The sequence below is a fragment of the Nonomuraea sp. NPDC049400 genome (genome assembly GCF_044466425.1).
Taxonomy (GTDB): Bacteria; Actinomycetota; Actinomycetes; order Streptosporangiales; family Streptosporangiaceae; genus Nonomuraea.
The window spans coordinates 113794-138748 of the sequence record NZ_JBITMP010000006.1 but is presented as its reverse complement, the minus strand read 5'-3'; the positions used below and the strand labels follow the sequence as shown (position 1 = coordinate 138748).

25 protein-coding genes are annotated in these 24955 nt (G+C 71.1%); 19 read left to right on the top strand and 6 right to left on the bottom strand.

The features are described 5' to 3' along the window. Positions 1 to 89: 89 nt before the first annotated feature. On the bottom strand, positions 90 to 719 hold the full coding sequence (locus tag ACIBVN_RS10635; RefSeq protein ID WP_397134851.1) for a TIGR03085 family metal-binding protein: 630 nt from the start codon (positions 717 to 719) through the stop codon (positions 90 to 92). 115 nt (positions 720 to 834) lie between these two features. Between ACIBVN_RS10635 and ACIBVN_RS10630 the strand changes: the two genes are divergently transcribed. Both ACIBVN_RS10630 and ACIBVN_RS10625 read left to right on the top strand, forming a co-directional pair. Next, positions 835 to 2619 carry an ABC transporter ATP-binding protein gene (locus tag ACIBVN_RS10630; protein ID WP_397135304.1) on the top strand — a complete coding sequence of 595 codons (1785 nt, stop codon included), beginning with the start codon at positions 835 to 837 and terminating at the stop codon, positions 2617 to 2619. Further along, on the top strand, positions 2616 to 4397 hold the full coding sequence (locus ACIBVN_RS10625) for an ABC transporter ATP-binding protein (protein WP_397134849.1): 1782 nt from the start codon (positions 2616 to 2618) through the stop codon (positions 4395 to 4397). The genes ACIBVN_RS10630 and ACIBVN_RS10625 overlap by 4 nt, the downstream gene beginning before the upstream one ends. Here ACIBVN_RS10625 and ACIBVN_RS10620 read toward each other — a convergent pair whose 3' ends face one another. Next, a complete protein-coding gene (locus ACIBVN_RS10620) occupies positions 4398 to 4787 on the bottom strand; it encodes an ATP-binding protein (RefSeq protein WP_397134847.1) in 390 nt (129 codons plus the stop codon). After that, entirely contained in the window at positions 4780 to 5661 is an 882-nt protein-coding gene (locus tag ACIBVN_RS10615) for an MEDS domain-containing protein (protein WP_397134845.1), read from the bottom strand. Before ACIBVN_RS10615 ends, ACIBVN_RS10620 begins: the two co-directional genes overlap by 8 nt. 89 nt (positions 5662 to 5750) lie before the next feature. Here ACIBVN_RS10615 and ACIBVN_RS10610 point away from each other — a divergent pair, with 89 nt between their 5' ends. The 10 genes from ACIBVN_RS10610 (at position 5751) to ACIBVN_RS10565 (ending at position 16108) form a co-directional block, all read left to right on the top strand. Further along, entirely contained in the window at positions 5751 to 6086 is a 336-nt protein-coding gene (locus tag ACIBVN_RS10610) for an STAS domain-containing protein (protein ID WP_397134843.1), read from the top strand. A gap of 64 nt (positions 6087 to 6150) precedes the next feature. Then, a complete protein-coding gene (gene hisI / locus ACIBVN_RS10605) occupies positions 6151 to 6498 on the top strand; it encodes a phosphoribosyl-AMP cyclohydrolase (protein ID WP_349447928.1) in 348 nt (115 codons plus the stop codon). 9 nt (positions 6499 to 6507) lie between these two features. Beyond that, the gene (locus ACIBVN_RS10600; protein ID WP_397134840.1) at positions 6508 to 7065 is read left to right on the top strand and encodes a Trp biosynthesis-associated membrane protein; all 558 of its coding nucleotides are present in this window, start codon (positions 6508 to 6510) and stop codon (positions 7063 to 7065) included. Between the two features lie 136 nt (positions 7066 to 7201). Beyond that, positions 7202 to 7825 (top strand): DUF4190 domain-containing protein, encoded by a 624-nt coding sequence (locus ACIBVN_RS10595; protein WP_397134839.1) that lies wholly within the window; start codon positions 7202 to 7204, stop codon positions 7823 to 7825. Between the two features lie 162 nt (positions 7826 to 7987). Continuing rightward, on the top strand, positions 7988 to 8551 hold the full coding sequence (locus ACIBVN_RS10590) for a CD225/dispanin family protein (protein ID WP_397134837.1): 564 nt from the start codon (positions 7988 to 7990) through the stop codon (positions 8549 to 8551). A gap of 23 nt (positions 8552 to 8574) precedes the next feature. Beyond that, positions 8575 to 9006, top strand: coding sequence for a DUF2752 domain-containing protein (locus ACIBVN_RS10585; protein ID WP_397134835.1), 432 nt, complete (start codon positions 8575 to 8577; stop codon positions 9004 to 9006). 120 nt (positions 9007 to 9126) lie between these two features. Further along, on the top strand, positions 9127 to 9966 hold the full coding sequence (gene trpC, locus ACIBVN_RS10580; RefSeq protein WP_397134833.1) for an indole-3-glycerol phosphate synthase TrpC: 840 nt from the start codon (positions 9127 to 9129) through the stop codon (positions 9964 to 9966). Between the two features lie 23 nt (positions 9967 to 9989). After that, positions 9990 to 11210, top strand: a complete 1221-nt coding sequence (gene trpB, locus ACIBVN_RS10575; protein ID WP_397135303.1) for a tryptophan synthase subunit beta — start codon at positions 9990 to 9992, stop codon at positions 11208 to 11210. A 97-nt stretch (positions 11211 to 11307) separates the two neighbouring features. After that, on the top strand, positions 11308 to 12102 hold the full coding sequence (gene trpA / locus ACIBVN_RS10570) for a tryptophan synthase subunit alpha (protein ID WP_397134831.1): 795 nt from the start codon (positions 11308 to 11310) through the stop codon (positions 12100 to 12102). Positions 12103 to 12238: 136 nt separating this feature from the next. Next, positions 12239 to 16108, top strand: a complete 3870-nt coding sequence (locus tag ACIBVN_RS10565; protein WP_397134829.1) for an endo-alpha-N-acetylgalactosaminidase family protein — start codon at positions 12239 to 12241, stop codon at positions 16106 to 16108. Here the strand turns inward: ACIBVN_RS10565 and ACIBVN_RS10560 are convergent. Together ACIBVN_RS10560 and ACIBVN_RS10555 are read right to left on the bottom strand one after the other, a co-directional pair. Then, positions 16095 to 16574, bottom strand: coding sequence for a VC0807 family protein (locus ACIBVN_RS10560; protein ID WP_397134827.1), 480 nt, complete (start codon positions 16572 to 16574; stop codon positions 16095 to 16097). The genes ACIBVN_RS10565 and ACIBVN_RS10560 overlap by 14 nt on opposite strands. Next, positions 16571 to 17164 carry a TetR/AcrR family transcriptional regulator gene (locus ACIBVN_RS10555; protein ID WP_397134825.1) on the bottom strand — a complete coding sequence of 198 codons (594 nt, stop codon included), beginning with the start codon at positions 17162 to 17164 and terminating at the stop codon, positions 16571 to 16573. Before ACIBVN_RS10555 ends, ACIBVN_RS10560 begins: the two co-directional genes overlap by 4 nt. Positions 17165 to 17339: 175 nt before the next feature. Between ACIBVN_RS10555 and ACIBVN_RS10550 the strand changes: the two genes are divergently transcribed. The 7 genes from ACIBVN_RS10550 (at position 17340) to ACIBVN_RS10520 (ending at position 23323) form a co-directional block, all read left to right on the top strand. Continuing rightward, a complete protein-coding gene (locus ACIBVN_RS10550; RefSeq protein ID WP_397134823.1) occupies positions 17340 to 17825 on the top strand; it encodes a MauE/DoxX family redox-associated membrane protein in 486 nt (161 codons plus the stop codon). Further along, positions 17812 to 18570, top strand: a complete 759-nt coding sequence (locus ACIBVN_RS10545; RefSeq protein ID WP_397134821.1) for a DsbA family protein — start codon at positions 17812 to 17814, stop codon at positions 18568 to 18570. Before ACIBVN_RS10550 ends, ACIBVN_RS10545 begins: the two co-directional genes overlap by 14 nt. 26 nt (positions 18571 to 18596) lie before the next feature. Continuing rightward, the gene (gene lgt, locus ACIBVN_RS10540; protein WP_397134819.1) at positions 18597 to 19736 is read left to right on the top strand and encodes a prolipoprotein diacylglyceryl transferase; all 1140 of its coding nucleotides are present in this window, start codon (positions 18597 to 18599) and stop codon (positions 19734 to 19736) included. Continuing rightward, entirely contained in the window at positions 19733 to 20437 is a 705-nt protein-coding gene (locus tag ACIBVN_RS10535; RefSeq protein ID WP_397134817.1) for a VIT1/CCC1 transporter family protein, read from the top strand. Before lgt ends, ACIBVN_RS10535 begins: the two co-directional genes overlap by 4 nt. 756 nt (positions 20438 to 21193) lie before the next feature. Then, a complete protein-coding gene (locus ACIBVN_RS10530; RefSeq protein ID WP_397134815.1) occupies positions 21194 to 21349 on the top strand; it encodes a hypothetical protein in 156 nt (51 codons plus the stop codon). Positions 21350 to 21726: 377 nt separating this feature from the next. Beyond that, complete coding sequence (locus ACIBVN_RS10525) at positions 21727 to 22413, top strand: hypothetical protein (RefSeq protein WP_397134813.1); 687 nt, start codon at positions 21727 to 21729, stop codon at positions 22411 to 22413. A 322-nt stretch (positions 22414 to 22735) separates the two neighbouring features. Continuing rightward, entirely contained in the window at positions 22736 to 23323 is a 588-nt protein-coding gene (locus tag ACIBVN_RS10520; protein ID WP_397134811.1) for a hypothetical protein, read from the top strand. Between the two features lie 53 nt (positions 23324 to 23376). On the opposite strand, the gene ACIBVN_RS10515 is transcribed toward ACIBVN_RS10520, so the two are convergent. Then, positions 23377 to 24921, bottom strand: a complete 1545-nt coding sequence (locus ACIBVN_RS10515) for a bis-aminopropyl spermidine synthase family protein (protein ID WP_397134809.1) — start codon at positions 24919 to 24921, stop codon at positions 23377 to 23379. Between the last annotated feature and the right edge of the window lie 34 nt (positions 24922 to 24955).

The following is a 24955-nucleotide window of genomic DNA, read 5'->3' as shown; positions in this document are numbered from 1 at the left end:
TCTGCCATGGTACGGGCTAGAACCCGCTCGCGAGCCCCTACGACACCGGGAATTCTGCGATAGGGGATCCGGATCACCGGGCGGCCCGGCTACACGCCCAGAGGGGCGTCGCGGAGCCGGTCGACGGCCTCGGGGTCGCCGGTCAGCTCCACCCGGGCGTGCCGCTGCCGCCCGAAGCAGAACATCAGCAGCTCGGCAGCCCGGCCGGTGACCTCCACCCTGGTGTCGCCGCGGGGCCCGCCGAGCACCACGCCGCCGCCGAGCCGGTGCAGCACCACGCCCACCGGCGCTTTGCGCAGCATCAGCCGGGCACCCGAGGTGACCCGCTTCCAGATGAGCTGCTCGAACTCCTCGGACAGCTCGCGGGGCGCCCAATCCGGCTGGGCGCGGCGGACGTCCTCGTGGTGGACGAAGAACTCCAGCGTGTTGACCGCCTCGTCGAGGAACGGCAGCAGCCCGTAGACGCCGCCCGGCTTGCGCACGATGCCGACCAGCTCGGGGTAGGGGTGCCTGGCCTTGAGACCGTTCTGCACGGAGGCGGTGTAGCCGGCCAGCGGCGTGATCGCGATGCCGCCCATCGCGTCGGGCCTGCGCTCGCGCAGCACCAGGTGGGCGGCCAGGTCGTACGTGCTCCAGCCCGTGCAGAGCGTCGGCGCGTCGGGGCCGAGGCGGTCGAACAGGTCGCAGAGTGCGGAGCGTTCGTCGCGAGCATGAGTCACATGGGCAACCCTACCCGCGGGAATAACGTGCAGATCTGGAGTGATAGTGACTTAGGTAGAAATAGCAGATTGAAGGGATCAATTCCGCGTGGCGACCAAGGTCACCTCGGCCGTGATGCGTCAAGGGCTCCGTGTCCTTGGGGTGGCCATTCGCACGGAGAAGGCGATGTTCGCGCTGGCGGTGCTGGCCAGCGCGCTCTACGGCGGCATGACCGTGGGCTCCGCGTGGGCGCTCGGCTGGGCGACGCAGCACGTGGTGCTGCCCACGTTCGCCCAGGGCCACGTCGCCTCGGGAGCGCTGTGGGTGGGCACATTGCTGATCCTGGGTGCGGCGTTGCTGAAGTCGTTCGGCGTGGCCGGGCGGCGCATCCTGGCCGGGGTCATCCAGTACCGCATGCAGGCCAGGTCGCGCAGGGACGTGACCAAGCAGTACCTGCGTCTGCCGTTGTCCTGGCACCATCAGCACCCGACCGGGCAGCTGCTGTCGAACGCCAGCGCCGACGCCGAGGCCGCGTGGGCGCCGCTCGCGCCGCTGCCCATGGCCGTGGGCGTGATCGTCATGCTGTTCACCGCGGCGATCGCGATGGTGTTCACCGACCTCATGCTCGCCTTGGTCGGTTTCCTGATTTTTCCGGCTATCGCCGTACTTAACCTGATTTATCAGCGCAAGCTCAGCCCGCTCGCCACCCGCGCCCAGCAGTTGCGCGCCGAGGTCAGCGAGATCGCGCACGAGAGCTTCGACGGCGCGCTCGTCGTCAAGACCCTCGGCAGGGAGGGGCTGGAGACCGACCGGTTCCGGCGGCGCGCCCACGAGCTGCGCGATGCGAACATCGCGGTCGGGCGCGTGCGCGGGCTGTTCGACCCGCTGCTCGAGGCGCTGCCGACGATCGGCGTGCTCGCGGTGCTTGCCGTCGGCGCGATGCGGCTGTCGGCCGGTTCGATCGACTCCGGCGACCTGGTGCAGGTGGCGTACCTGTTCACGCTGCTGGCCTTCCCGATCAGAGCGCTCGGCTGGGTGCTGGCCGAGCTGCCGCGCAGCGTCGTCGGCTGGCAGCGGGTGCAGGCGGTGCTGGATGCGACCGGCTCCATGGAGTACGGGCAGTCCACCACGGCCTCCTCCGCGCCGGCCGCGCTGGAGGTCTCGGGCGTCTCCTACGCCTACGGCGAGGCCGAGGTGCTGCACGACGTGAGCTTCGAGGTGCCCGCCGGCCGTACCGTGGCCCTGGTCGGGCCCACCGGAGCGGGCAAGTCCACGCTCGTGCAGCTGCTCGTCCGGCTCGTGGACCCCGACTCAGGGCGCGTGCTGCTCGACGGCGTCGACCTGCGCGATCTCGCCTACGGCGGCATCGCCGAGTCGGTGGCGCTCGTGCCGCAGCAGACGTTCCTGTTCGACGACAGCGTGCGCGGCAACATCGCGCTCGGGCTGGAGACCGGCGACGAGGACGTGTGGGCGGCCCTGCGGCTGGCCCAGGCAGAGGGGTTCGTCGCCCGGCTCGCCGACGGGCTCGACACCCGGGTCGGCGAGCGCGGCGCGTCCCTGTCCGGCGGCCAGCGCCAGCGGCTCGCGCTGGCCCGCGCGGTCGTGCGGCGGCCGCGCCTGCTCATCCTCGACGACGCCACCTCCAGCGTGGACCCGCAGGTCGAGGCCAAGATCCTGTACGGGTTGCGGGACGCGGCCGAGGCGTCGACCGTCGTGGTCGTCGCCTACAGGATGGCCACGATCGCCCTGGCCGACGAGGTCGTCTACCTCGACCACGGCCGCGTCGTGGACCGCGGGACGCACGAGGAGCTGCTCGGGCGCTGCGCCGGCTACCGCAACCTGGTGACCGCGTACGAGCGCGAGGAGGCCGAGCGCGCTGCCATAGAGGTGACAGTGGAAGGGGAAGAGGTCGGCGCATGACGGCGCAGAGCATCCAGGGCAATTCCGAACGTTCCGCGCTGGCCACGATCCGGCAGGGGCTCGCGCTCGCTCCAGAGTTCCGCAAGGGGCTGGCGGGGACGCTGGCGCTGGCCGTCGTGGCGACCACCGGCAAGATCATTGTGCCGATCGCGGTCCAGCAGACGATCGACACGGGCCTCAAGAGCGGCTCTCCGGACATTCCCTACATCACCGGAGCCGTCCTGATATGCGCGGTTGCCGTGCTGCTCACGGCGCTCGCCGCGTACATCATGAACGTCCGCCTCTACAAGGCGACGGAGTCGTCCCTCGCGACCCTGCGCGTGCGCGGCTTCCGCCACGTGCACGACCTGTCGGTGCTCACCCAGAACACCGAGCGGCGCGGCGCCCTGGTCTCGCGGGTCACCAACGACATCGATCAGATCAGCAACTTCATGCAGTGGGGCGGGCTGATGATCATCGTGGCGTTCGGCCAGCTCTTCGTGGCCACCGCCCTGATGTTCGTCTACTCCTGGCAGCTCACGCTGCTCGTCTGGGCCTGCTTCGTCCCGCTGATGATCGCGCTGCCGCGCTTCCAGAAGCTGCTGTCGCGGGCGTACACGGTCGTGCGCGAGCGCACCGGCGACATGCTTGCGGCCGTCAGCGAGTCCGTCGTCGGGGCCGCCGTCATCAGGGCGTACGCCTCCGAGCGCCGCACCGCCGAGCGCATCGACAAGGCCGTGAACGCCAACAGGAGCGCCCAGGTCAGGGCGCAGACCATCGTCGGCTTCGTCTTCCCGCTGACCGAGATCGTGGCCGCCGTCGCCATCGCCGGGATCGTGCTGCTCGGCGTGCGGCTCGGCCTGTCGGGGGACATCACGCAGGGGGAGCTGGTGGCGTTCCTCTTCCTGGTCACCCTCTTCGTCTCGCCGCTGCAGACCGCCACCGAGGTGCTGAACGAGGCGCAGAACGCCGTCGCCGGCTGGCGCCGCATCCTCGGCGTCCTCGACACCCCGCCCGACGTCGCCGACCCCGGCGACGAGGGCGTGGAGCTGCCCCGCGGCCCCATCTCGATCGCCTTCGAGGACGTGCACTTCTCCTATCCCGGCGGCGCGCCCGTGCTGCGGGAGATCACGCTGGAGATCCCGCCGCGCTCCCGGGTCGCCGTGGTGGGGGAGACGGGATCGGGCAAGACCACGTTCGCCAAACTCCTGACCCGCCTCATGGACCCGGCCGCGGGACGGGTCACGGTGGACGGCCGCGACCTGCGCGAGATCCGCTTCTCCTCCCTGCGCGAGCGGATCGTCATGGTGCCGCAGGACGGCTTCCTGTTCGACGGGACGCTGGAGGAGAACATCCGCTACGGCAAGCCGTCGGCCACCACGGAGGAGATCGAGCTCGCGATGACCGAGCTGGGCCTGGCCGACTGGCTGGAGGGCCTGCCCGCGGGCCTGGACACCCCCGTGGGCCAGCGCGGCGAGTCCCTGTCGGCCGGCGAGCGGCAGCTCGTCGCGCTGGCGCGCGCCTACCTGGCCGACCCCGACCTGCTCCTGCTGGACGAGGCCACCTCGGCGGTGGACCCGGCGACGGAGGTACGGCTCGCGCGGGCGCTGGAGGGCGTCACGCGGGGCCGTACGGCCATCTCGATCGCGCACCGCCTGTCGACCGCGGAGAACGCCGACGAGGTCCTGGTCTTCGACGCGGGCCGCCTGGTGCAGCGCGGGCCGCACGCCGAGCTGGTCAAGGAGCCGGGCGTGTACGCCGACCTGCACGCCTCCTGGGTCTCGGCCGCCCATTCGTGATCAGGGGGCCACGGCGGCGAAGGTCACCGTCGTGCCCCCTGGCCCGGACACGATCGTGATGTGCTCGCACAACATCCGCGTCAACCACAACCCCCGCCCGCGGAACTCGAACCCCGCGGGCGGCCGCGTGTCGCCCATCCACCCCGTGGGCAGCCCGGGCCCCTCGTCGGTCACCTCGCACCACAACCGGCCGCCGTGCGACCACAGCCGCAGCCGCCCGTACCCTCCGCCGTGGACCACGGCGTTGGTGGTGATCTCGTTGACCGCGAGCACGAAGTCCTCCAGGCGCCTTCCGCTCAGCCCCTCGTAGGCGGCGTGCTCGGCGACCGCCTTGCGAAGGAGCGTGATGCGCCCGCGCGCGAAGCTCGCGCACATTATCTGTCTACGCATCGCCCACCCGGCGAACGGTGATGAACTCATCCGCCCTGATCAGCCGGAGCACCCTGGCCATGGACTCGCCGCAGACGACCACGGTGGACCCCCGGGGCCTGGCCATGGCCGTGACGGTCAGCAGCTGCGCCGAGCCGGCGTCGATGAAGGCGAGATCGGAAGCGTCGATCACGACCTCGGCCGGCTCCTTCTCCAGCCGCCCTAGCAGCGACGCGAACGCCTGCCTGTTGGTCAGGTCGACGTCGCCCCAGACCCGCAGCCCGCAGGGCTCGTTGGCGAAGCGCAGCAGCGCCTGCTCGGGTGCGATCGGGTGCACGGACATGGCCCGTTCGATGGCCTCGCGTGGGAACAGGTTGCGGTCGTACTGGCAGACGGCCGCCAGCCACCGGTCGCCGAACAACTCGTTGGCCGCCGCCTCGAACGCCGCCTGCCCCGGCGCGTCGCACACCCCCCAGGACGCGTCGACCAGGGCGTACACGCCGTGCTGCCCGTGCTTGCGCGCCCGGTCCTCGGCGTCGGCCAGCTTCCTGAGCACCCGGTCCGGGTCCAGGCGGCCGTCGGTGAAGTGGGTGTCGGCGCAGGCCAGGATCTCGACCTGCCCGGCCGACTCGGCGTCGGCGAACCCCGGCACGAGCGGCGCCAGCCAGCCGCGCGTGCGCTCCGGGCTGTCGGCATGGGTGATGATCACCACCTTGGTGCGGCGGCGCAGGCCGTTCACCGTGAACACCGTCGTGGCCGCCATCCGCTCGCGCTCGTCCTCGAACGGCAGGCACACATGATCCCCCAGGTCGGGATCGAGGACGGAGCCCTGCACCACGATGGTGTCCTCCCTGCACACGTCGCGCCCCGAAGCTACTCCGTCCGGAGTCGTCACGCAGCGCATTGTCAGGAAAACCTACCGTGACGCGCCGCAGACAGGTGTACCTTTTCGGCGGGGCGGGAGAAGGCATGAGGAGCACGGGCGTGGATATCCTGCGGATGACGCGACGCCAGCACGGCGATCTCGTGGTGGTCAGCCTGGCGGGCGAGGTCGACGTGGACAACGTGTCGCAGGTCCGGCAGTGCCTCGACGAGGCGGCCTCGGCGCCCAGGCCGCGGCTGGTGGTCGACCTGACGGGGCTGACCTTCATCGACACGACGGGCCTCGGGGTGCTGGTGCGCCTGCTGGCCACGCTGCGCGAGCGCAACGGCACGCTGGCCCTGGTGGCCCCGGACGGCCAGGTGCTCCGGCGGCTGCGCCGTACGAACCTGGCGCCGCTGTTCCCCATCTACGACACCCTCTCCCAGGCCCTGGCCTGACCCACCCAACGGGAGGGGGTGCGGTGGTGGCGGGGGCGTGCGGGTGGGCTGGTTGAATGGGTGCATGTCCCTCGACCCCAAGGTGGCCGCGCGGTTGAAGCGCAACCCCGACGGCCTCGTCGCCGCGATCGTCCAGCAGTACGACACCGGCGAGGTGCTCATGCTGGCCTGGATGAACGACGAGGCGCTGCATCGCACGCTCACCACCGGCAGGGCCACCTACTGGTCCCGCAGCCGCGCCGAGTTCTGGGTGAAGGGCGACACCTCCGGCCACGTCCAGCACGTCAAGTCCGTCGCGCTCGACTGCGACGGCGACGCCCTCCTCGTCAAGGTCGACCAGGTCGGCGCCGCGTGCCACACCGGAGACCGCACGTGCTTCGACGCCGACCAGCTCGAGATCGCGCTGGGTTAGCGGGGCCAGATGGGGCACAGAGAGCTGTGGGGCTGGCTGGGGGCGACCGCCCTGGGGTGCGTGCTCGTGCTGTTCGCCGCGAGCCGCGCCTGGGTGCGCCTCCTGGAGCCGGGAGGCGCGGGCGCGCCCACCGGCGGGGAGCTCAGCCCCGTGCTGACGCCCGTGGCCCTGGCCGGGCTGGCCGGGATCGTGGCCGTGCTGGCCACCAGAGGCGCGGGGCGGCGCGTCGTCGGCGCGCTGATCGCCCTGTGCGGGGCGGGCGCGGCGGCCGGTACGTGGGCGGCGCTGAACGGCGACACCGTGACCGGCTGGCTGCGCGAGCGCAACGTGCTGCGCGGCACCGCCGACCTCCCCTGGGAGGTCACGCCGCTCTGGCCCGCCGTCGCCGCCGCCGGCGCGGTCCTGGTGATCGCCGGCGGGATCGTCGCCGTCGTACGCGGTGGCAGGTGGGCGGGGATGTCGGCACGCTACGACAGGACCGACGGCAAGCCCCGGGCCCAGGCCAAGGACGACCGGGCGCTCTGGGACGCGCTTGACCGCGGCGACGACCCCACAGATCTGCGCTGAGCCCCGCCGGGCCTGCGGCGAGCCCGCACCGGCTATGACGTTTTCTTTACTGTTTTGATCCTGTGTCTGCTTGGCAAACGTTTCCTCAATAAGCTGCCGTTGCAACTCGCCACGAACTTTTTGAGGAGCCAAGGGCATGAGCTACGGGGATCAGGGCGGTAGCGGCGGCTACGGCGCACAGCCGCCCGGCGGCGGATACGGCCAGCAGCCGCCCGGCGGGGATGGCGGATACGGTCAGCAGCCGCCGAGCGGGGGTGGTGGATACGGCCAGCAGCCGCCGAGCGGGGGCGGTGGCTATGGCCAGCAGCCGCCCAGCTACGGCGGCGGGTACGGCCAGCAGCCGCCGAGCTATCCGCAGGAGCAGCCGCTCGGCTACGGCCAGCAGCCGCCCAGCGGTGGCGGGTACGGCCAGCAGCCCCCGAGCTACGGCGGCTACGGCCAGCAGGGCTACGGCCAGTACGGAGCGCCGCCCCAGCCCGGCAAGCCGACCAACGGCATGGCGGTGGCCTCGCTCGTCCTGGGCATCGTCGGCCTGATCTTCTGCGGCCTCACCAGCATCCCGGGTGTGATCCTCGGCCACATCGCGCTCAACCGGATCAAGAAGACCGGCGAGGAAGGCTCGGGCATGGCCGTCGGCGGTCTGGTGACGTCGTACATCACCGTCGTGCTCTGGGTGCTGTGCTGGATCATCTTCGGCGGCATGCTGCTCTCCCTCATCGGCCTCAGCGCCGCCGCCACGTCGTCCTCGTACGACTACTGACCGTTCGATCAGCTGCTGATCCACGTAGCCGGACCGTGACGAGCCGCTTGCGGTCCGATTACGAATTGTCCGCAAAATGGACGTTTTTCCACGTAGGGCACGCATCCTCGCTAGGCTGCCGCGCGACTCACCACAAAGATGACGACATGAGGGGTCATTAGCATGAGTTACGGCAACCAGGGCGACGGCGGCTACGGGGCCCAGCCGCCGGGCGGCGGCTACGGACAGCAGCCTCCGAGCGGCGGCGGCGGTTATGGGCAGCAGCCCCCGAGTGGCGGCGGCGGTTATGGCCAGCAGCCCCCGAGCGGTGGTGGCTACGGCCAGCAGCCGCCGAGTGGCGGTGGTTACGGCGGTGGTTACGGGCAGCAGCCCCCGAGCGGTGGCGGCTACGGCCAGCAGCCGCCGAGCGGCGGCGGTTACGGTGGCGGCTACGGGCAGCCTCCCGCCGGGGGGACCCCGCCGGACAACCACCTGGTCTGGGCCATCATCACCACCCTGTTCTGCTGCCTTCCGCTGGGCATCGTGTCGATCGTCAAGTCGACGCAGGTCAACTCGAAGTGGCAGATGGGCGACTACCAGGGAGCCGTGCAGGCGTCCGAAGAGGCCAAGACCTGGTGGAAGCGGAGCCTGATCGCCGGCATCATCTGGTGGGTGCTGGTCATCGTCGGCTACATCTTGCTGTTCGTCATCCTGGCTGCCAGCGTCCCGAGCACGTCCTCCTACTGAGCTGGAAGGCGGATACTAGGAACATGAGCATCGCAACCACCGAGCGGCGCGGCACGGGTCGCCTCAAGGCGCTGCTCGCGCCGCTCGGTGTTGCGGGCGCGACGGGCGCCGTGTTCGCGTTCGTCGGCGTGGTGGACCCCAACCAGCCCGGCCACTACCCGACCTGCCCGTTCCTCTGGCTCACCGGCCTCTACTGCCCGGGCTGCGGCACGCTGCGCACCATCCACGCGCTGGCCCACCTCGACCCCGTCACCGCCCTCGGGCTCAACCCGCTCGCGGTGGCCATGATCCCGCTCCTGCTGTTCTGGTGGGGGAGATGGGTCGTGCGCGCCTGGCAGGGCCGGCCGAGACGCACCACGCTCGCCCATCCGGCGTGGCTGTGGGCCTTCATCGCCCTCATCATGGTCTACTGGGTCGTCCGAAACCTGCCTTTCGGGGCGTTCCTCGCTCCCTAGTCAGGGGGCCTGTGGTGAGGTGACCCCACTCGGGCCGATACCATCGCAGGACAAGGCAGAGAGCGGACGCGACGCGAACTCTCCGCCGCCCCCACTGTCGACCGGAGGGACCCCAAGCGCGTGAGTGAGCGGACGGAAGGGCCGAGTGTCCTCGACGACATCCTCGACGGGGTGCGCGCCGACCTCGCCGCCCGTCAGCAGGCCGTGTCCATTGACGATCTCAAGCGGCGGGCCGAGCGGGCCCAGGCCCCGCGAGACGCGATGGCCGCGCTCGGGGGTGACCGGATCTCAGTGATCGCAGAGGTGAAGCGGTCGAGCCCGTCCAAGGGCGCGCTCGCCGCGATCGCCGACCCGGCCGCGCTCGCGGCCGACTACGAAGAGGGCGGCGCTCACGTCATCAGTGTGCTGACCGAGCGGCGCAAGTTCGGTGGCAGCCTCGACGACCTGGCGGCCGTCCGGGCCCGGGTCGACATCCCGATTCTGCGCAAAGACTTCATTCTGACCTCTTACCAGCTCTGGGAGGCCAGGGCCCACGGCGCCGACCTGGCGCTGCTGATGGTCGTCTGCCTGGAGCAGGAGGCGCTGGTGTCGCTGATCGAGCGGGCCGAGTCGATCGGGCTCACCCCGCTGGTCGAGGTGCACACCGAGGAGGAGCTCGAGCGGGCGGTCGCCGCCGGCGCCCGGGTCATCGGGATCAATGCGCGCAATCTGAAGACACTCGAGGTCGACCGCGAGGTCTTCACGAAGCTGGCGCCGAAGATCCCGGACAATGTGATCAAGATCGCCGAGTCGGGCGTGCGCGGCCCGCACGACCTGCTCGCCTACGCCAGGGCCGGCGCCGACGCCGTTCTGGTGGGAGAGAGCCTGGTCACCGGCAAGGACCCGCGCAAGGCAGTGGAGGCGCTCGTGACCGCCGGCGCCCATCCGTCGACGCGCCCCGACCACTCAGCAGAGGGATAGCAGTGGCACACGAAGGCTCCATCCTGACCACCGCCGACCTGGCAGGCAACGGCGCACAGGGCGACGACCCCGACGTGCACGGCAAGTTCGGCATCTTCGGCGGCCGGTTCGTCCCCGAGGCGCTCATCCCGGCGCTCGACGAGGTGGCCGCGGTCTACGAGAAGGCCAAGAACGACGCGCAGTTCATCCGCGAGTTCGATCACTTGCTGCGCACCTACGCGGGGCGGCCGACCACGCTGACCGACGTGCCGCGCTTCAGCGAGCAGGCAGGCGGCGCGAGGATCATCCTCAAGCGCGAGGACCTCACCCACACCGGCGCCCACAAGATCAACAACGTGCTGGGCCAGGCGCTGCTGACCAAGCGGCTGGGCAAGAAGCGCGTGATCGCCGAGACCGGCGCGGGCCAGCACGGCGTGGCCACCGCCACCGCGGCCGCCCTGCTCGGCCTGGAGTGCGTGATCTACATGGGCGCGGTCGACTGCGAGCGCCAGGCGCTCAACGTCGCCAGGATGAAGCTGCTCGGCGCCACGGTGATCCCGGTGACCAACGGCTCCCAGACGCTGAAGGACGCCATCAACGAGGCCTTCCGCGACTGGGTGACCAACGTCGACACCACCCACTACCTCTTCGGCACGGTCGCGGGCCCCCACCCGTTCCCCGAGATCGTGCGCGACTTCGCCCGCATCATCGGCGTCGAGGCCCGCCGCCAGATGCTGGAGCTGACCGGCAGCCTGCCCGACGCGGTGTGCGCGGCGGTCGGCGGCGGCAGCAACGCGATCGGCATCTTCCACGCCTTCATCGGCGACCAGGGCGTCCAGCTGCACGGCTACGAGGCCGCCGGGCACGGCCTGGAGAGCGGCGAGCACGCGCTCACCCTCACCGCGGGCTCGGTCGGCGTGCTGCACGGCTCGCGCACCTACGTGCTGCAGGACGACGAGGGCCAGACCATCGAGTCCCACTCGATCTCGGCCGGGCTCGACTACCCGGGCGTCGGCCCCGAGCACGCCTGGCTGAAGGACTCGGGTCGCGCCACCTACCACGGCGTCACCGACGACGAGGCGATGGCCGCGTTCTCCCTGCTGGCCAGGACCGAGGGCATCATCCCGGCCATCGAGTCCTCCCACGCCCTGGCGGGCGCGCTGCAGCTCGGCCGCGAGCTCGGCCCCGAGGCGACCATCCTGGTCAACCTCTCGGGGCGCGGCGACAAGGACATGGGCACGGCCATGAAGTACTTCAACCTCTAATCCGCGACGGCCTGCGCCGGGCCGCCCACCGCGCTCATTCAGGAGTAGGAGTACGGCAGGGCATCATGGTGAGACTCGACCTTCGAAACGGACAGACATGACGACTCTTCAGACGGTTTTCGCCAAGGCGAAGGCGGACAACCGGGCCGCGCTCGTCGGCTACCTGCCCGCGGGCTTCCCCTCCAAGGGCGGCGACGTCGCCGCCGCCGCGGCCCTGGTGGAGGCCGGCTGCGACGTCATCGAGATCGGCCTGCCCTACTCCGACCCGCTCATGGACGGGCCGACGATCCAGGACGCGGTGCACAGGTCGCTGATCAACGGCACGCGCATCGCCGACGTGCTGCGCACGGTCGAGGGCGTCGCCGCCACCGGCGCCGCCACGCTCGTCATGACCTACTGGAACCCGATCGACAGGTACGGCGCCGAGCGGTTCGCCCGCGACCTGGCCAACGCCGGCGGCGTGGGCACGATCACGCCCGACCTGACGCCGGAGGAGTCGGAGCCGTGGCGGGCGGCCTCGGCGGGCGCGGGCATCGACACGGTCTTCCTGGTGGCGCCCAGCTCGACGGAGCAGCGCATCAAGGCCGTCGTCGACTGCTGCACGGGCTTCGTGTACGCGGCCTCGCTGATGGGCGTCACGGGCGCCAGGGAGACGGTCAACTCCGCCGCCGAGGGCCTGGTCCAGCGCACCCGTGCGCACACGGACCTGCCGGTGTGCGTGGGCCTGGGGGTCGGCACGGGAGCGCAGGCGGCCGAGGTGGCGGCCTATGCCGACGGCGTGATCGTGGGGTCGGCGTTCATCCGGCGCATCCTCGACGCGCCCGACGAGGCGGCGGGCCGGGCCTCCATCGCCCAGCTGGCCGGCGACATGGCCAAGGGCGTACGCCGGTAGGGCAGAGCTTTACCGGCCATATGACGAAATTTCGCGATTAGTGCAAGGTTCTGGCGCTTAGGTCCTTGGCGTGCGGTCCGGCACGGGTGATGATCGGTTCCCCGAGCGGTGTGACGCATGACCCGAAAGGACACCTATGCGTCCCAGTCCCGTCATCTTCGCGGCAGCCCTCACCCTGACGTCCTCACTCATCGCCGGGACCATGGCGATGATTGGGGCCGCCCCGGCGTCCGCCGACCCCACACCCGCGCCCACGTACGAGTTGTCGTCCCCGGAGCCGTCCGCGACCGGAGCGCCCTCGTCCAGCCCCACGGCGCAGAACGTGCCGCCGAGGCCCGCGGACGTGGCGAACCCGATCACGATCTCGTCGCCCGCGCTCACCGTGGAGCTGGACCCCGGCTTCCCGCGCGTCCTGCGCTACCTCGACCGCGCCGGCGGCGCCTGGCTCGGCGGCGGCGCGGGCGTGCCCGCCGTCGTGCTCAACGGCCAGGCGCGGACCGCCGCCGTGACGCTGACCGGGAACGACGGTGCGACCGCGCGCTACCGGCTGGCCTTCCCCGATCTCGAAGGCGTCTTCCTGGGAGCCAGCATCGGGGTCAAGGGCCGGGTGACGACGTTCAGGATCGACTCGGTCGCCGACACCGAGGCGTTCCGCGTCAACACGATCGACCTGCCGGGCCACGACCTGGTGTCGGTGTCGAGCGCGCAGCCGGGCGCGGCGACCGCGTTCACCCGGCTGGACCCGAACTCGACCCGCACCGCCGACGTCTTCGCCCAGGTCACGGCGGACACCGCGCCCGACGCCGGTCCGGTCGGGGCGACGTACGCGATCGTGAACACCGATCGGCTGGCCGCGGCGGTCGAGTCGAACTCCACCTACGACCGCCCCTCCGGCGTCACCGACAAGGACGCGGCCAGGCTCTGGCACCAGGCCAGGAAGGACGCCGGCGGCACGGTCGCGGTGGGCGTGTGGAGCGGGCAGTGGACGCACCGCGCGGACGGCTCGCCGTTCACCGAGGAGCCGCCCTGGGCCAAGGTCGTGGTCACCCCGGACGCGAACGGTGACGGGAGGCTCGACTGGCAGGACGGCGCGGTGGCCTTCAGGGACATCGCCGTCAAGCCGCCCGGCGCCGAGCAGACCAGGGACCGCGTGGTCACCCACATCCCGTTCAACTTCTCCAGCCAGGCCACGCACCCGTTCCTGCGCACGCTCGACGACGTCAAACGCATCTCGCTGGCCACCGACGGCCTCGGCCAGCTCGCGCTGCTCAAGGGCTACCAGTCGGAGGGCCACGACTCGGCCCACCCCGACTACGGCGGCAACTACAACCGGCGCGCCGGGGGCCTGAAGGACCTGAACACGCTGCTCAAGGCCGGGAAGGGGTGGAACGCCACGTTCGGCGTGCACGTCAACGCCACCGAGTCCTACCCCGAGGCCAGGAGCTTCAGCGAGCAACTCGTCAACAAGGACACCAAGGGCTGGAACTGGCTCGACCAGGCCTACCTGATCGACCAGCGCGGCGACCTGACCAGGGGCACGCTCGCGCGGCGGTTCGGGCGGCTGCGCGCGGAGACCGACAGGAACCTCGCCGTCCTGTACGTGGACGTGTTCCGGCCGTTCGGCTGGATCGCCGACCGCACGCTGGCCGAGCTGCGCAGGCAGGGATGGCAGGTGACCACCGAGTGGTCGGACAAGCTGGAACGCTCGTCGCTGTGGTCGCACTGGGCCAACGACCTCGATTACGGCGGGGTCACCAACAAGGGGCTGAACTCGCAGATCATCCGGTTCATCCGCAACGACGAGAAGGACGTCTGGAACGCCCACCCGATTCTCGGCAACGCCCGCATCGTCGAGTTCGAGGGCTGGCAGGCGAAGAACGACTTCACCGCGTTCTACCGCAACATCTGGGAGCACAACCTGCCGGTCAAGTTCCTGCAGCACTACAAGATCATCGACTGGAACGCGGACGAGATCGTCTTCACCGGCGGCGTGCGCGGCACGTACCGGAACGGGAAGCGCGAGCTGTTCGCCGGCGGGCACAAGGTGCTCGACGGGTCCACGTACCTGCTGCCGTGGCAGGGCAAGTACTACCACTTCAACCCCGCAGGAGGGGCCACCAGCTGGGACGCCGACCGGCCGATGACCGTCTACCGGCTCACCGACCAGGGCCGCGTCAAGGCGGGCACGGTCACCCCGGTCGACGGGAAGATCACGTTACGGGCGGAGGCGGGCGTGCCGTACGTGCTCTACCCCGGCAGGGCGCCCGAGCAGGCCGAGCCTGACTGGGGGCAGGGCAGCGGCGTGCGCGACCCAGGCTTCAACGGCGACCGGCTCCGCGGGTGGACCGTCACCGGTCCGGTGAGCGTGGGGAAGAACGAGCTGGGTCACCGGGTGGCGCTGCTCGGCGGCGGCGCGCGGGCGCGGCTCGAGCAGCGCCTGAGCGGGCTGCAGCCGGGACGTACGTACACCGCCTCCGCGTTCGTCGAGGTCGAGCCGGGCAAGACCCGCGAGACCACCCTGGAGGTCGCCGGGCGGTCGGTGACCGTCAGCCGGTCCACGGCCAGGAACTACATCGCCTCCGACGAGAAGCACGACACCTTCTTCCAGCGGGCGAAGGTGACGTTCACCGCGCCGGGCGAGTCGGCCACGCTGCGGATCACGGCCGCCGCCGCCGAGGGGGATGTGCGGGTGGACGACGTGCGGCTGTTCCAGCGGGAGCCGGAGGGGCAGGTGGAGACGTTCGAGTCGGCGGAGCCCGGCTGGGGGCCGTTCGTGAAGGGCGACGCGGGCGGGTCGTTCGACGCGCGCACGCACCTGGCGGAGCGGCACGAGCCGTACACGCAGGCCGGGTGGAACGGCAAGACGGTCGACGACGTGCTGAACGGGAACTGGTCGCTGAAGGCGCACGAGGAGCGGCAGGGGCTGATCTACCGCACGCTGCCGTGGACGGCGCGGTTCGAGCCGGGGCAGGCGTACGAGGTGTCGTTCCGCTACCAGAGCGCGCAGGCGGACACGTACCAGTGGGTGACCGGCTACGACAAGGGCGGCTCCAGCGTCGAGACGCGGCGCACGCCGATCCCCGAGCGGCGCGCCACGGCCACGTTCACCGAGCGCGTGGTGGGCGGCTGCGGTGACGTGTGGGTGGGGCTGCGCTCGCTCAAGCCCGAGCAGGCGGGGGCCGACTTCATCCTCGACGACTTCTCCGTGACCGGCCTCGGCCCGGCGCCGGACGCGCCGGCGTGCGGGTCGCTGGACGTGGCGCCCGCCGCCGTCTTCGAGCAGGGGGCGGCGGGCGAGGTCGTCACCACGTTCACGAACCTCGAGGACGTGACGGTCAGGGACGTCCGCGTGGTGCTGGGCGTACCGGACGGGTGGGCGGTCAGCGGCGACGGGACCGGTACGGTGGAGCCCGGCGGGAAGCTGACCACCACCTGGCAGGTCACCCCGCCCGCGGACGCCGCCTACGGCGCCTACCAGCTCACGGCCGCCGCGACCTACACCGCAGGAGGGGCGGCGAAGCGGCTCACCGCCTCCGCCACCGTGCGCACGCTGCCCCCGCCGCCCACCGGGGACGCCTACGCGAGCGACCTGGAGTGGGTCAGCGCCGCCAACGGCTGGGGCCCGGTCGAGCGCGACCGGTCCAACGGCGACACCGGCGAGGCCGACGGCGGGCCGATCGTCATCGGCGGGCGCACGTTCGCCAAGGGGCTCGGCACCCACGCGCCCGCCAAAGTGCGTTTCTACTTGAGGGGAGCGTGTACGGGGTTCACAGCGTTCGTCGGTGTTGACGACGTGCAGGCCACGCGGGGTTCCGTGCAGTTCAGCGTGGTCGCCGACGGCGTGGAGAAGGCGCGCAGCCCGGTGCTGCGAGCCGCCGACGCGGCGTACGAGCTGAGTGCCGACGTGTCAGGAGCCCGGTACGTGGACCTCGTGGCCGGGGACGGCGGCGACGGCAACGGCAACGACCACGCGGACTGGGGTGAGGCCAGGTTCAGGTGCGGCTGAGGCTGGAGTAGCGGTTGTAGAGGCCGGTGACCACCCGCCAGATCCGGCGGAAGGCGGGCAGCCGCTCCCACAGCACGTCCCACGACTCGCGGTTCGGCCCGACCCGGCCCTCCAGCAGGAAGCGGGTGAACACGAACGCCAGCGGCCGCTCGCCGCGCGCACTGGCCAGGAACCACAAACCCGCCACCGCCGTGAACCAGCCGTCCTTGGCCAGCAGGAACCGCGTGTCGTGGACGAGCAGGGAGACCAGGGCGCTGCTCAGCATCATGACCGTCATGTACAGGCCCAGGCGCTCGGGCCTGCGGCGGCGTACGAGGTCGGAGACGACGCTCATGCCCGGGACGAGCGAGCTGATCAGCAGCGCGGTGTGGTAGCCGGTGCCTAAGGCGCGCAGCACGTAATAGAGGCCGATGGGGAGCCCGATGTCCACCGCCAGGGTGAGCAGGCCCCTGAGCCGGGTGTTCATGCCTTGACCGCCCGGGCGAACAGCCCGGCCAGCTCGTCGGCGTACTCGGCCAGGTCGGCGTCCGGGTCGGCCTCCAGCAGGAACGGCAGCCCGTCGAGGGCCCGCTGGATCGCCATGGCCGTCACCCGCACGTTGAACTCGCCGAACTCTCCCGTCTCCTGACCCCAGGCCAGCAGCCGTTCGACGTGGGACAGCGCCGACAGGTCGGTGGCCGCCTCCCGCGCCGGCGAGCCGCCCTGCGGGTGGAAGTTGAGGAAGATCTCCGTGGCCGCGCGCATCTCCGCGCGGTGCTCGCTGATGTACTCCACCAGCGAGCGGATGTACGTCTCCAGCGCCGCTCCGGGCGTGCGCTGGGCGCTGACCCGCTCGCTCATGAACGCCGACAGCTTCCCGTAGATCGTGACGATGGCCTGGCCGATCAGCTCGTCCTTGCCGTCGAAGTGGTACGAGATCAGGCGCGTGCTGCTGAGCCCGGCGCGCTCGGCGATCCGGGCGAATGACGCGTGCTGGTAGCCGAGCTCGGCGATCGTCGCGATGGTCGCGGTCACGATCTGCGCCCGCCTCGCGGAGCCCGTGACAGTTACTGACACGAGTAAATATTAACTTGGCTGAGTAACTCCGACAAGGACCGCTGCTTAATCAGTGCTTATCTGCCACGTGGTCATATGGGATCCCGGTACTGTGCCCATCCCGGCACAGAGAAAGAGGAGATGACCTGTGGACGCGTCACTACCGTCACGCAGCGCCTTTTCAGCGATACCCTGGGTGACGACCGTTGCCCGGCTGGTCCTGGGCGGAGTGCTGATCGCGGCGGGCGCGCTCAAGATCGGCAACCCGGCCGACTCGGTCGTGGCGGTCAAGGCATACCAGCTGCTGCCCGAGTCGGTCGCCGTCACGGTGGGCTACGCCCTGCCGATCCTGGAGATCGTCGTCGGCCTGCTGCTGGTCGTCGGTCTGCTGACCAGGGTGGCCGCGGTGATCGCCGGGCTGCTCATGTTCGCGTTCGTGTTCGGCATCGCCTGGGCCTGGGCGAACGGCCTGCGGATCGACTGCGGCTGCTTCGGCGGCGGCGGCGAGCTCGGGGCGGGACAGGAGCCGGCATACCTGCTCGACATCTTGCGCGACTTCGGGCTCGTGCTGCTCGGCGCCTGGACCGTGCGTTTCCCGCCGGGCCGCTACGCGCTTGACGGAGCCCTGGGCCTGGGGGGCGACAATCGTAATGAGGGGGAGTACGACGATGAGCAAGGCTGAGCGCACCAGTGCCAAGACGGCGCGCGAGAAGATCAAGGAACAGCAGGCCGCCGCACGCGCCCGTGACAAGCGCAAGCGGATCACCACCTACGTGACCGCGGGCGCGGTCGCGGTGGCGGCGGTGGGCCTCGGCTGGTGGTACGCGGCCAGCAGCTCGCGTTCGGAGGAGGCCGCCGGCGACCTCGCGCCGATCACTGTGCAGGCCGACGGGGCGGTCGTGATGGCCAAGCAGGGCGTCACCGCGCCCGTGGTCGACATCTACGAGGACTTCCAGTGCCCGGCCTGCAAGGAGCTCGAACGGGTCAGCGGCCAGACGTTCAAGAACCTCGCCGCCGAAGGCAAGGCCAAGGTCGTCTACCACCCGATCACGATCTTCTCGCAGGAGCCGACCAAGTCCAACTCCGTGCGCGCGGGCGCCGCCGCCCGGTGCGTCGCGGACGGGAAGCAGTGGATGGCCTTCCACGAGCTGCTCTTCCAGAACCAGCCCTCCGAGACCGAGGCCGGCTTCACGCCCGATCAGCTGAAGAGCTGGGGCAAGCAGGCCGGGGTGAGCGCGCCGGACTTCGACCAGTGCGTCACGACGGGGAAGAACTCAGACGCGCAGCTCTCGTACAGCAAGAAGGTCATCGACGCGCAGAAGATCAACCATACGCCGACGGTGAAACTGAACGGTACGGAAATCGACAATTCCGCACTCTTCAGCCCGCAGGAGCTGCGCCAAGCGATTACGGGGGCGGCTAAGTAGGCTCAGTTCCGCTACCCTCACCTGACATGCCCCTTGCCTCGATTCCCAGCCCTTCCCAGGGGGTCTGGTATCTCGGAATCATCCCGATCCGGGCTTATGCGCTATGCATCGTGCTCGGCGTCATCGTCGCCGTCTGGCTTAGCGAGCGGCGCTGGCAGGCCCGCGGTGGCCAGAAGGGGACGATCGTCGACATCGCGGTCCCCGCGGTCATCTTCGGCCTGATCGGCGGCCGCCTCTACCATGTCATCACCGACTGGCAGACCTACTTCGGCAGCCGCGCGATCAAGGAGCCGATCCAGGCGCTTTACATCTGGGAGGGCGGCCTCGGCATCTGGGGCGCGATCTCGCTCGGCGCGCTCGGCGTCTGGTTGTCCGTGCGCCGGCGCGGCATCTCCATGGGCGCGGTCGCCGACACGGTCGCGCCCGGCATCGCCTTCGCCCAGGCCATCGGCCGGTGGGGAAACTGGTTCAACCAGGAGCTGTACGGCTCGCCCACCACGCTGCCGTGGGGCCTCGAGATCGACGCCGCCCACCGGCTGGACGGCTACGAGGACGTGGCCACCTACCACCCGACCTTCCTGTACGAGTCGCTGTGGGACGTGGGGCTGGGCTTCGTGCTCCTCTTCGCGGGTCGGCGCTTCGCGCTGCACCACGGGCGGCTGTTCGCCCTCTACGTCGCGGGCTACACGCTGGGCCGCTTCTGGATCGAGGGGCTGCGCATCGACCCCGTCGGCGGGGTGGACCACGCGGTGACGTTCCTCGGGCTGCGGCTCAACCAGTGGACGTCGATCGTGCTGTTCGTGGCGGCGCTGGCGTACTTCTGGCTGGCCAGGAAGCGGGACAGCGCGGAGGTCGTGCTGCCGCCCGACCAGGCCGGCTCGACGGGTGCCGAGGCGCCGCAGGACGGCGATCCGGGGGCCGATGCGCCGGACGCCGACCGGCCGGAGGAGGATCGGTCAGGGGACGACCGGGCAGCGGATCCTGACACGCCAGGGGACGCCACTGCGGCAGCCTCCGAGACCGAGCACCCGGCGGCTCCCGAGCAGGAAGCCGCCGAGGAGCCGGGGCCGGACGCCTCTGACGCCAAAGCCTCCGAGGCTGAGGCCGCACCGGAGTCCTCTGACCCTGACGGCGAGGTCGTGACGAAGGAGAAGAACCCTAGATGAGCGGGCGCGCGGAGATGCACCACCAGCATCGCGACGTCACCGGCGGCTGGTTGCGGCCGTCGGTGTTCGGCGCGATGGACGGCCTGGTGTCGAACTTCGCGCTCATCGCGGGGGTCGCGGGCGGCACGGCCAACACGAGGGTCATCGCCCTCGGGGGCGTCGCCGGTCTCGCCGCCGGTGCGCTGTCCATGGCGGGCGGCGAGTACGTCTCGGTGGCCAGCCAGCGCGAGCTGGCCCAGGCCGAGATCGCCGTGGAGCAGCGTGAGCTGGCCCGCCACCCTGACGACGAGCAGGCGGAGCTGGCGCAGACCTTCATCGACAAGGGCGTGGCACCTGACCTGGCCGCCGAGGTGTCCAGGCAGATCTCCCGCAACCCCGACCGCGCGCTGGAGATCCACGCCCGCAACGAGCTGGGCGTCGCCCCCGGCGAGCTGCCCTCGCCGATGGTGGCCGCGGTGTCGTCGTTCCTGTCCTTCAGCGTGGGGGCGGTGCTGCCCCTGCTGCCGTACTTGCTGGGAGCCCGGGAGCTGGTGTTCTCCGCTGTGCTGTCCTGCCTGGCGCTGTTCGCGGCGGGCGCGCTGGTCTCGGCCGTGACGGCGCGCAGCTGGTGGTTCTCGGGGCTGCGGCAGCTGGCGGTGGGCGGGGTCGCCGCGGCGGTCACGTTCGGCGTCGGCAACCTCATCGGCGCGGCGGGGGTGTGATGGCGCGCAGACGAGCCGGCTCCGGGTCGCACGGCAGACCTTCGCCGGGTACGGACGACACGGGGCGCCCCCGCGGCACCCGCCATGCACCGGTCACCGACGGCCCCACCGGGACGGACGGCACCGGACCGAGCCTTGGTGCCGATGGTGGTGGTTGGTCCGCGCAGGGTGCCGATGGTGGTGATTGGTCCGCGCAGGGTGCGGATGGCGGCGGCTGGTCCGCACAAGGTGCGGACGGTGGCGGTTGGTCCGCGCAAGGTGCCGACAGCGGCGGTCGGCCCAGGCGTGGTTCAGGTGGCCGCCGGGCCAGGCGTGGTTCGGATGGTGGCAGCCGGTCCGCACAGGGCGCTGACGGCTCCGGTTCGTTCGGCGAGGACGCGGCTGGTGCCGATCGGGCTGGTGGCTGGGCCGCGGCGGATGGTGGCCGGTCGGCGAGTGGCGGCTGGCCCGCAGCGAACGGCGGTGGGTCGCCGGGCGCGGAGAGCGGTGGCTGGGCCGCGGCAGATGGTGGCCGGTCGGCGAGTGGCGGCGGTGGCTGGTCGGCGGCGGACACGGGCAGTGGTGTCAGTGGTCACGCCTCTGGCGGCTGGCCGGCGGCCGGCGCGGACGGTGGCTGGAAGTCGAGTGCCGGCGGCCGGTCGGTGGCTGGAGCCGACGACGGCGGGCGCTCGGCGGGGTCGCGTGGCGGGCGGAGGGCGGCGCGCATGCGGCGCGGCCGCTCGGCGGGCGATGCCGATGCCGGCAACTGGGCGGCCGATGATGGCGCTTCACCTGCTGGTGCCCATGGCGGCGGGCTGGCTCATGGTGGTGGTCCGGCCCATGGTGGTGGACCGGCCCATGGTGGTGGGCCAATCCACGGTGGTGGACCGGCTCATGGTGGAGCTCCGGTCGGTGGGGATCGTGGTGGATTAGCGGCCGATGGTGGCGATTCGGCTGTCGGGGAGGGTCGTCGTTCAGCCGACAGTGCGACGGGCGGTCGTTCGGCCGATGGGGCGACGGGCGGTCGTTCGGCTGGCGGGTCGCGTGGCCGGCGGTCGACCGGACGGGTAAGTGGTGGCTATCCCGCAGATGGGTTCCACGATCGGGGTTCGGCGGATGAGGCCGTTCCTTCGGCGGTCGGTGCCGATGGTGGGAAGTCCGCCGGTGAAGTCGATGGTGGGCGGTCCGGTCGGTTCTCGAGCAAGCGGCGGCGTACCCCGCCCTCTGACTGGCAGCTTCCGCTGCTCACCGACTGGGGGCTGCGGCCGAAGCAGCAGCGGCTGCTCGTCATCATCGTCTCGGTCGTCGGCGTGCTGGCGGGCCTGGGCGGGCTGGTGGCCGTCGTCAACTCCCTCGGCACCTATTCCGCCCCGGAACGTCAGACCGGCGCCGCCGTGGTGGGGCCCGACACGGCGCTGCCGCACGTCTTCAGGGGCTGGGGCTCGCCCAAGCTGTTCGAACCCGTCACGGACCGGGCCAAGGACCAGCGGGCGCTCACCGAGAAGGAGGTGTTCGGCCAGCGCGAGCTCGCCGTCTCCAAGAAGCTCAAGCTCAAGCTCGTCAGCAAGAAGCTCGACACCGACTGCTCCGCGGCACTGTGGGGTGCGAGCCTCCTCGAGCAGGTGTCGGACGCCGGATGCACGCAAGCCGCGCGCGGCCTCTACGCCAGCTCCGACGGCCGCTACATCGGCCAGTACACGTTGCTCAACCTCAAAGACGGCCAGTCCGCCGCTGACCTGGTCGAGTCGTTGAAGACTCTTTACCGGGGCGGGTGGACGCGACCCCTGGAGTCCACCAAGGCCGCTTTCCCCGCAGGTGGCTACTCCGAGGCGGGCGGCTACGCGCTCGGCCACTATGTCGGCCTGGTGTGGCTCGGGAGGGCCGACGGCGCGGAGCCAGGCGCCAAGGACGACTTCGTCTCGCTCACGCTGGCGTTGCGCGGAGCGGAGAAGGCCGTATACCGCCGCGTCGTATCGATCGCAGGGCCATCCTCTTGACGTCAAGCCATCCAGCCTTGTCCGCCAGGTCACGCCACCCGGCTCCGGTCATCGGCGATCGGGGCCCCAGTTGCTCTGGCCGGAGCTCCGTTGCCTCGTGCCGGGTGGTGACACGTCCACCGTGGTCCCGATCCGGGGTCTCGTGCCGGATGATGTCCCTTGCGCCGTGGCCTCGATCCGGTGCGTCGTGCCGGGTGGTGACCCGTGCGCCGCGGCCTCGATCCCATGGCGGTCCGCCGATGCCTTGTGACGTTGTGACGGCCACCAGGGGTGGTCATCCGAGGTCCTGTGCTGGGGTCGCGTTCTTGGGGGTGGTCGGCTGATGTCGCGTCGTGTCGTCATCCCCGTTGTGCTCGTCAGCGTGGCCGCCATCGCCGTGGGCGGCTGGTTGTCGCTGCGTCGCGACGCCCCCAGGCCCGCCAGCCTCCGCGCCGAGCCCACCTCCGCCTTCTACGCCGCCATCGACACCCGCCAGAACGACGCCGCCCCGCTGACCCTGAACGAGGTCTTCACCCCGGCCACCCGGACCCTCGGCACCATGCGGCTGGACTCCACGCGGCAGGTCACCGACTGCGACGAGGTGCTCCGGGGCGTCTCCGCCACCGGCTGCACGCAGGCGCTTCAGGCGACGTACAGGGGGAGCACGGTGTCGGGCCAGTTCCTCATCTTCAACGTGAGCGACGGGCGAGCGGCCGACGCGCTGGTGTCGGCGCTGGGCAAGGACGGGTTCGTACGGCAGGACGGCGTGTTCGAGCCCGCCCGCAGCCGGGCCCAGGCGCGGGCGATGGGCCACTACGTGACCGTGAGCTGGGTCGGAGGGACGGCGCCCGACCAGGATCTGATCAGCGCCCTCGTGGCGCTCGACGGGCTCGGACGAGTGGTCCAGAGCCGCATCGTCGCCGCGACCTGACCCAAGAGCCGGCTCGACCCTCACGAGTGGACGCCGCCGGGGCCGGGGGGTGGTCAGGTGGTCGTCGTCAGGGCTGTGACGGTCGCGGTGACGGCCTCAGGGAGGCCGGCCAGGCGGTGGAGCGGGGCCTCCAGCGGGGTCAGGCCCTCCGCCCACGGCGCCGCCTCGCCGATGAGCGCGCGGGCCTCGTTCTTGGTCAGGGTCGTGCCCTGAGCGCGGGCCACCGCGATGAGGGCCTCGCGCCAGGTGTTGGCCAGCTTGGCGTGCCCGTTGTCCAGGATCCTGCGCAGCACCGAGGCGGCCTCGCCGTCCGGCTGCGGCAGGCGTACGGCATCCAGGATGCCGCCGGCGGTGCTCAGTTTGTAGACGGTGGACAGCACGTCCGGCAGGGGCGGGAGGCCGGACCCTACGACGCGTACGTGGGACGCGCGGGTCGCCAGGAGCAGGCGCGGCAGGGCGGCCTCGAGGCCGGGCGGCAGGGCCACGGCCACGCGGTCCGAGGCGGCGGCGTACGGCTTGGAGAGCCAGGTCGAGAGCCGGGTCCGGGGCTGGGTGAGCTCCTTGGGCCAGTCGCCCACCAGCAGGTCGGGGTCGAAGCCCTGAACGGCCTCCAGCGGCGCTGAGAGGGCGCTCTGGGCGCTTTCGACCGATTGTGGGCCTTGTGTGTAGATAGCGGTGGTTTGACGGCTTAGACGGGACGTCACGGCCGGGCGGGTCTTGGTGGTGGGGCGGAGGATGTACAGGTCGGCGGCGGAACCGATGGCCTCTGCCCCGAAATATCGGTTGAAGTCGGGATAAATGGCTTCGTAGGCGAGGTTGAGCTCCCCGAGGGCCTGTTGGACCTTCAGCGCCAGCATCGGGGTGTGTTCGCCGGCGCCGTACGCGAGCAGGATGCGGCCGTTGTCCTTCACGCCCTCGGCGGCGCGTGCCGCGAACAGCCCAGTGCCCTCCGGCGTGTACGGCGGGTCGGTGATCGCCAGGTCGTGGTCCCGGGCGGAGGCGGGCAGGCCGAGGCGCAGGTCGGCCCAGCGGGTGCGGACGCCCAGCCGCTGGTCGTCGATGTAGGCCAGGATGCGCTCGTCGATGTCGACCACCGTGACGTCGGTCTCCGGGTGGACCAGCTTGACGGCCAGGGAGGTGAGGTCGTGGTCGCCCACGCAGAGCAGGCGCGTGCCGGGCAGCCAGAACCGGGAGCCCAGCAGCAGCGCCCGCCGCAGCACCGTCTCCGGCGTGGCCGAGACGTGGTCGAGCACGTGACGGCCGCGCGGGGCTCTGGCGATGAGGTCGTTGAGCCGGTCCAGCTCGTGCGTGTAGTGGGGGAGCAGGTGGGCCACCGGGTCCTCGGGTGGCGGGGCCAGGGCGATGAGGTCCTGGTAGTCGGGGCCGTGGGCCGGCGGGATCCGGAAGGTGTCGCCCCTGCGCTCCATGGGGAGCTCGCGCAGCAGGGCCTCGATGGTGCGCCTGGACGTGGCGGTCTCCCTGACCAGGTCGGCCAGCGTCCACCACCGGGCGTCGCACAGGAGGGTCAGGGCGTGCCTCAGCCGCCTGCTGTCGGCCCCGGCCTCGGCGAGCAGACGCTCCACCCCGTCACGCTCCATGAGGCAACCCTATCGAGGGTCTTCCGGCCGTCTG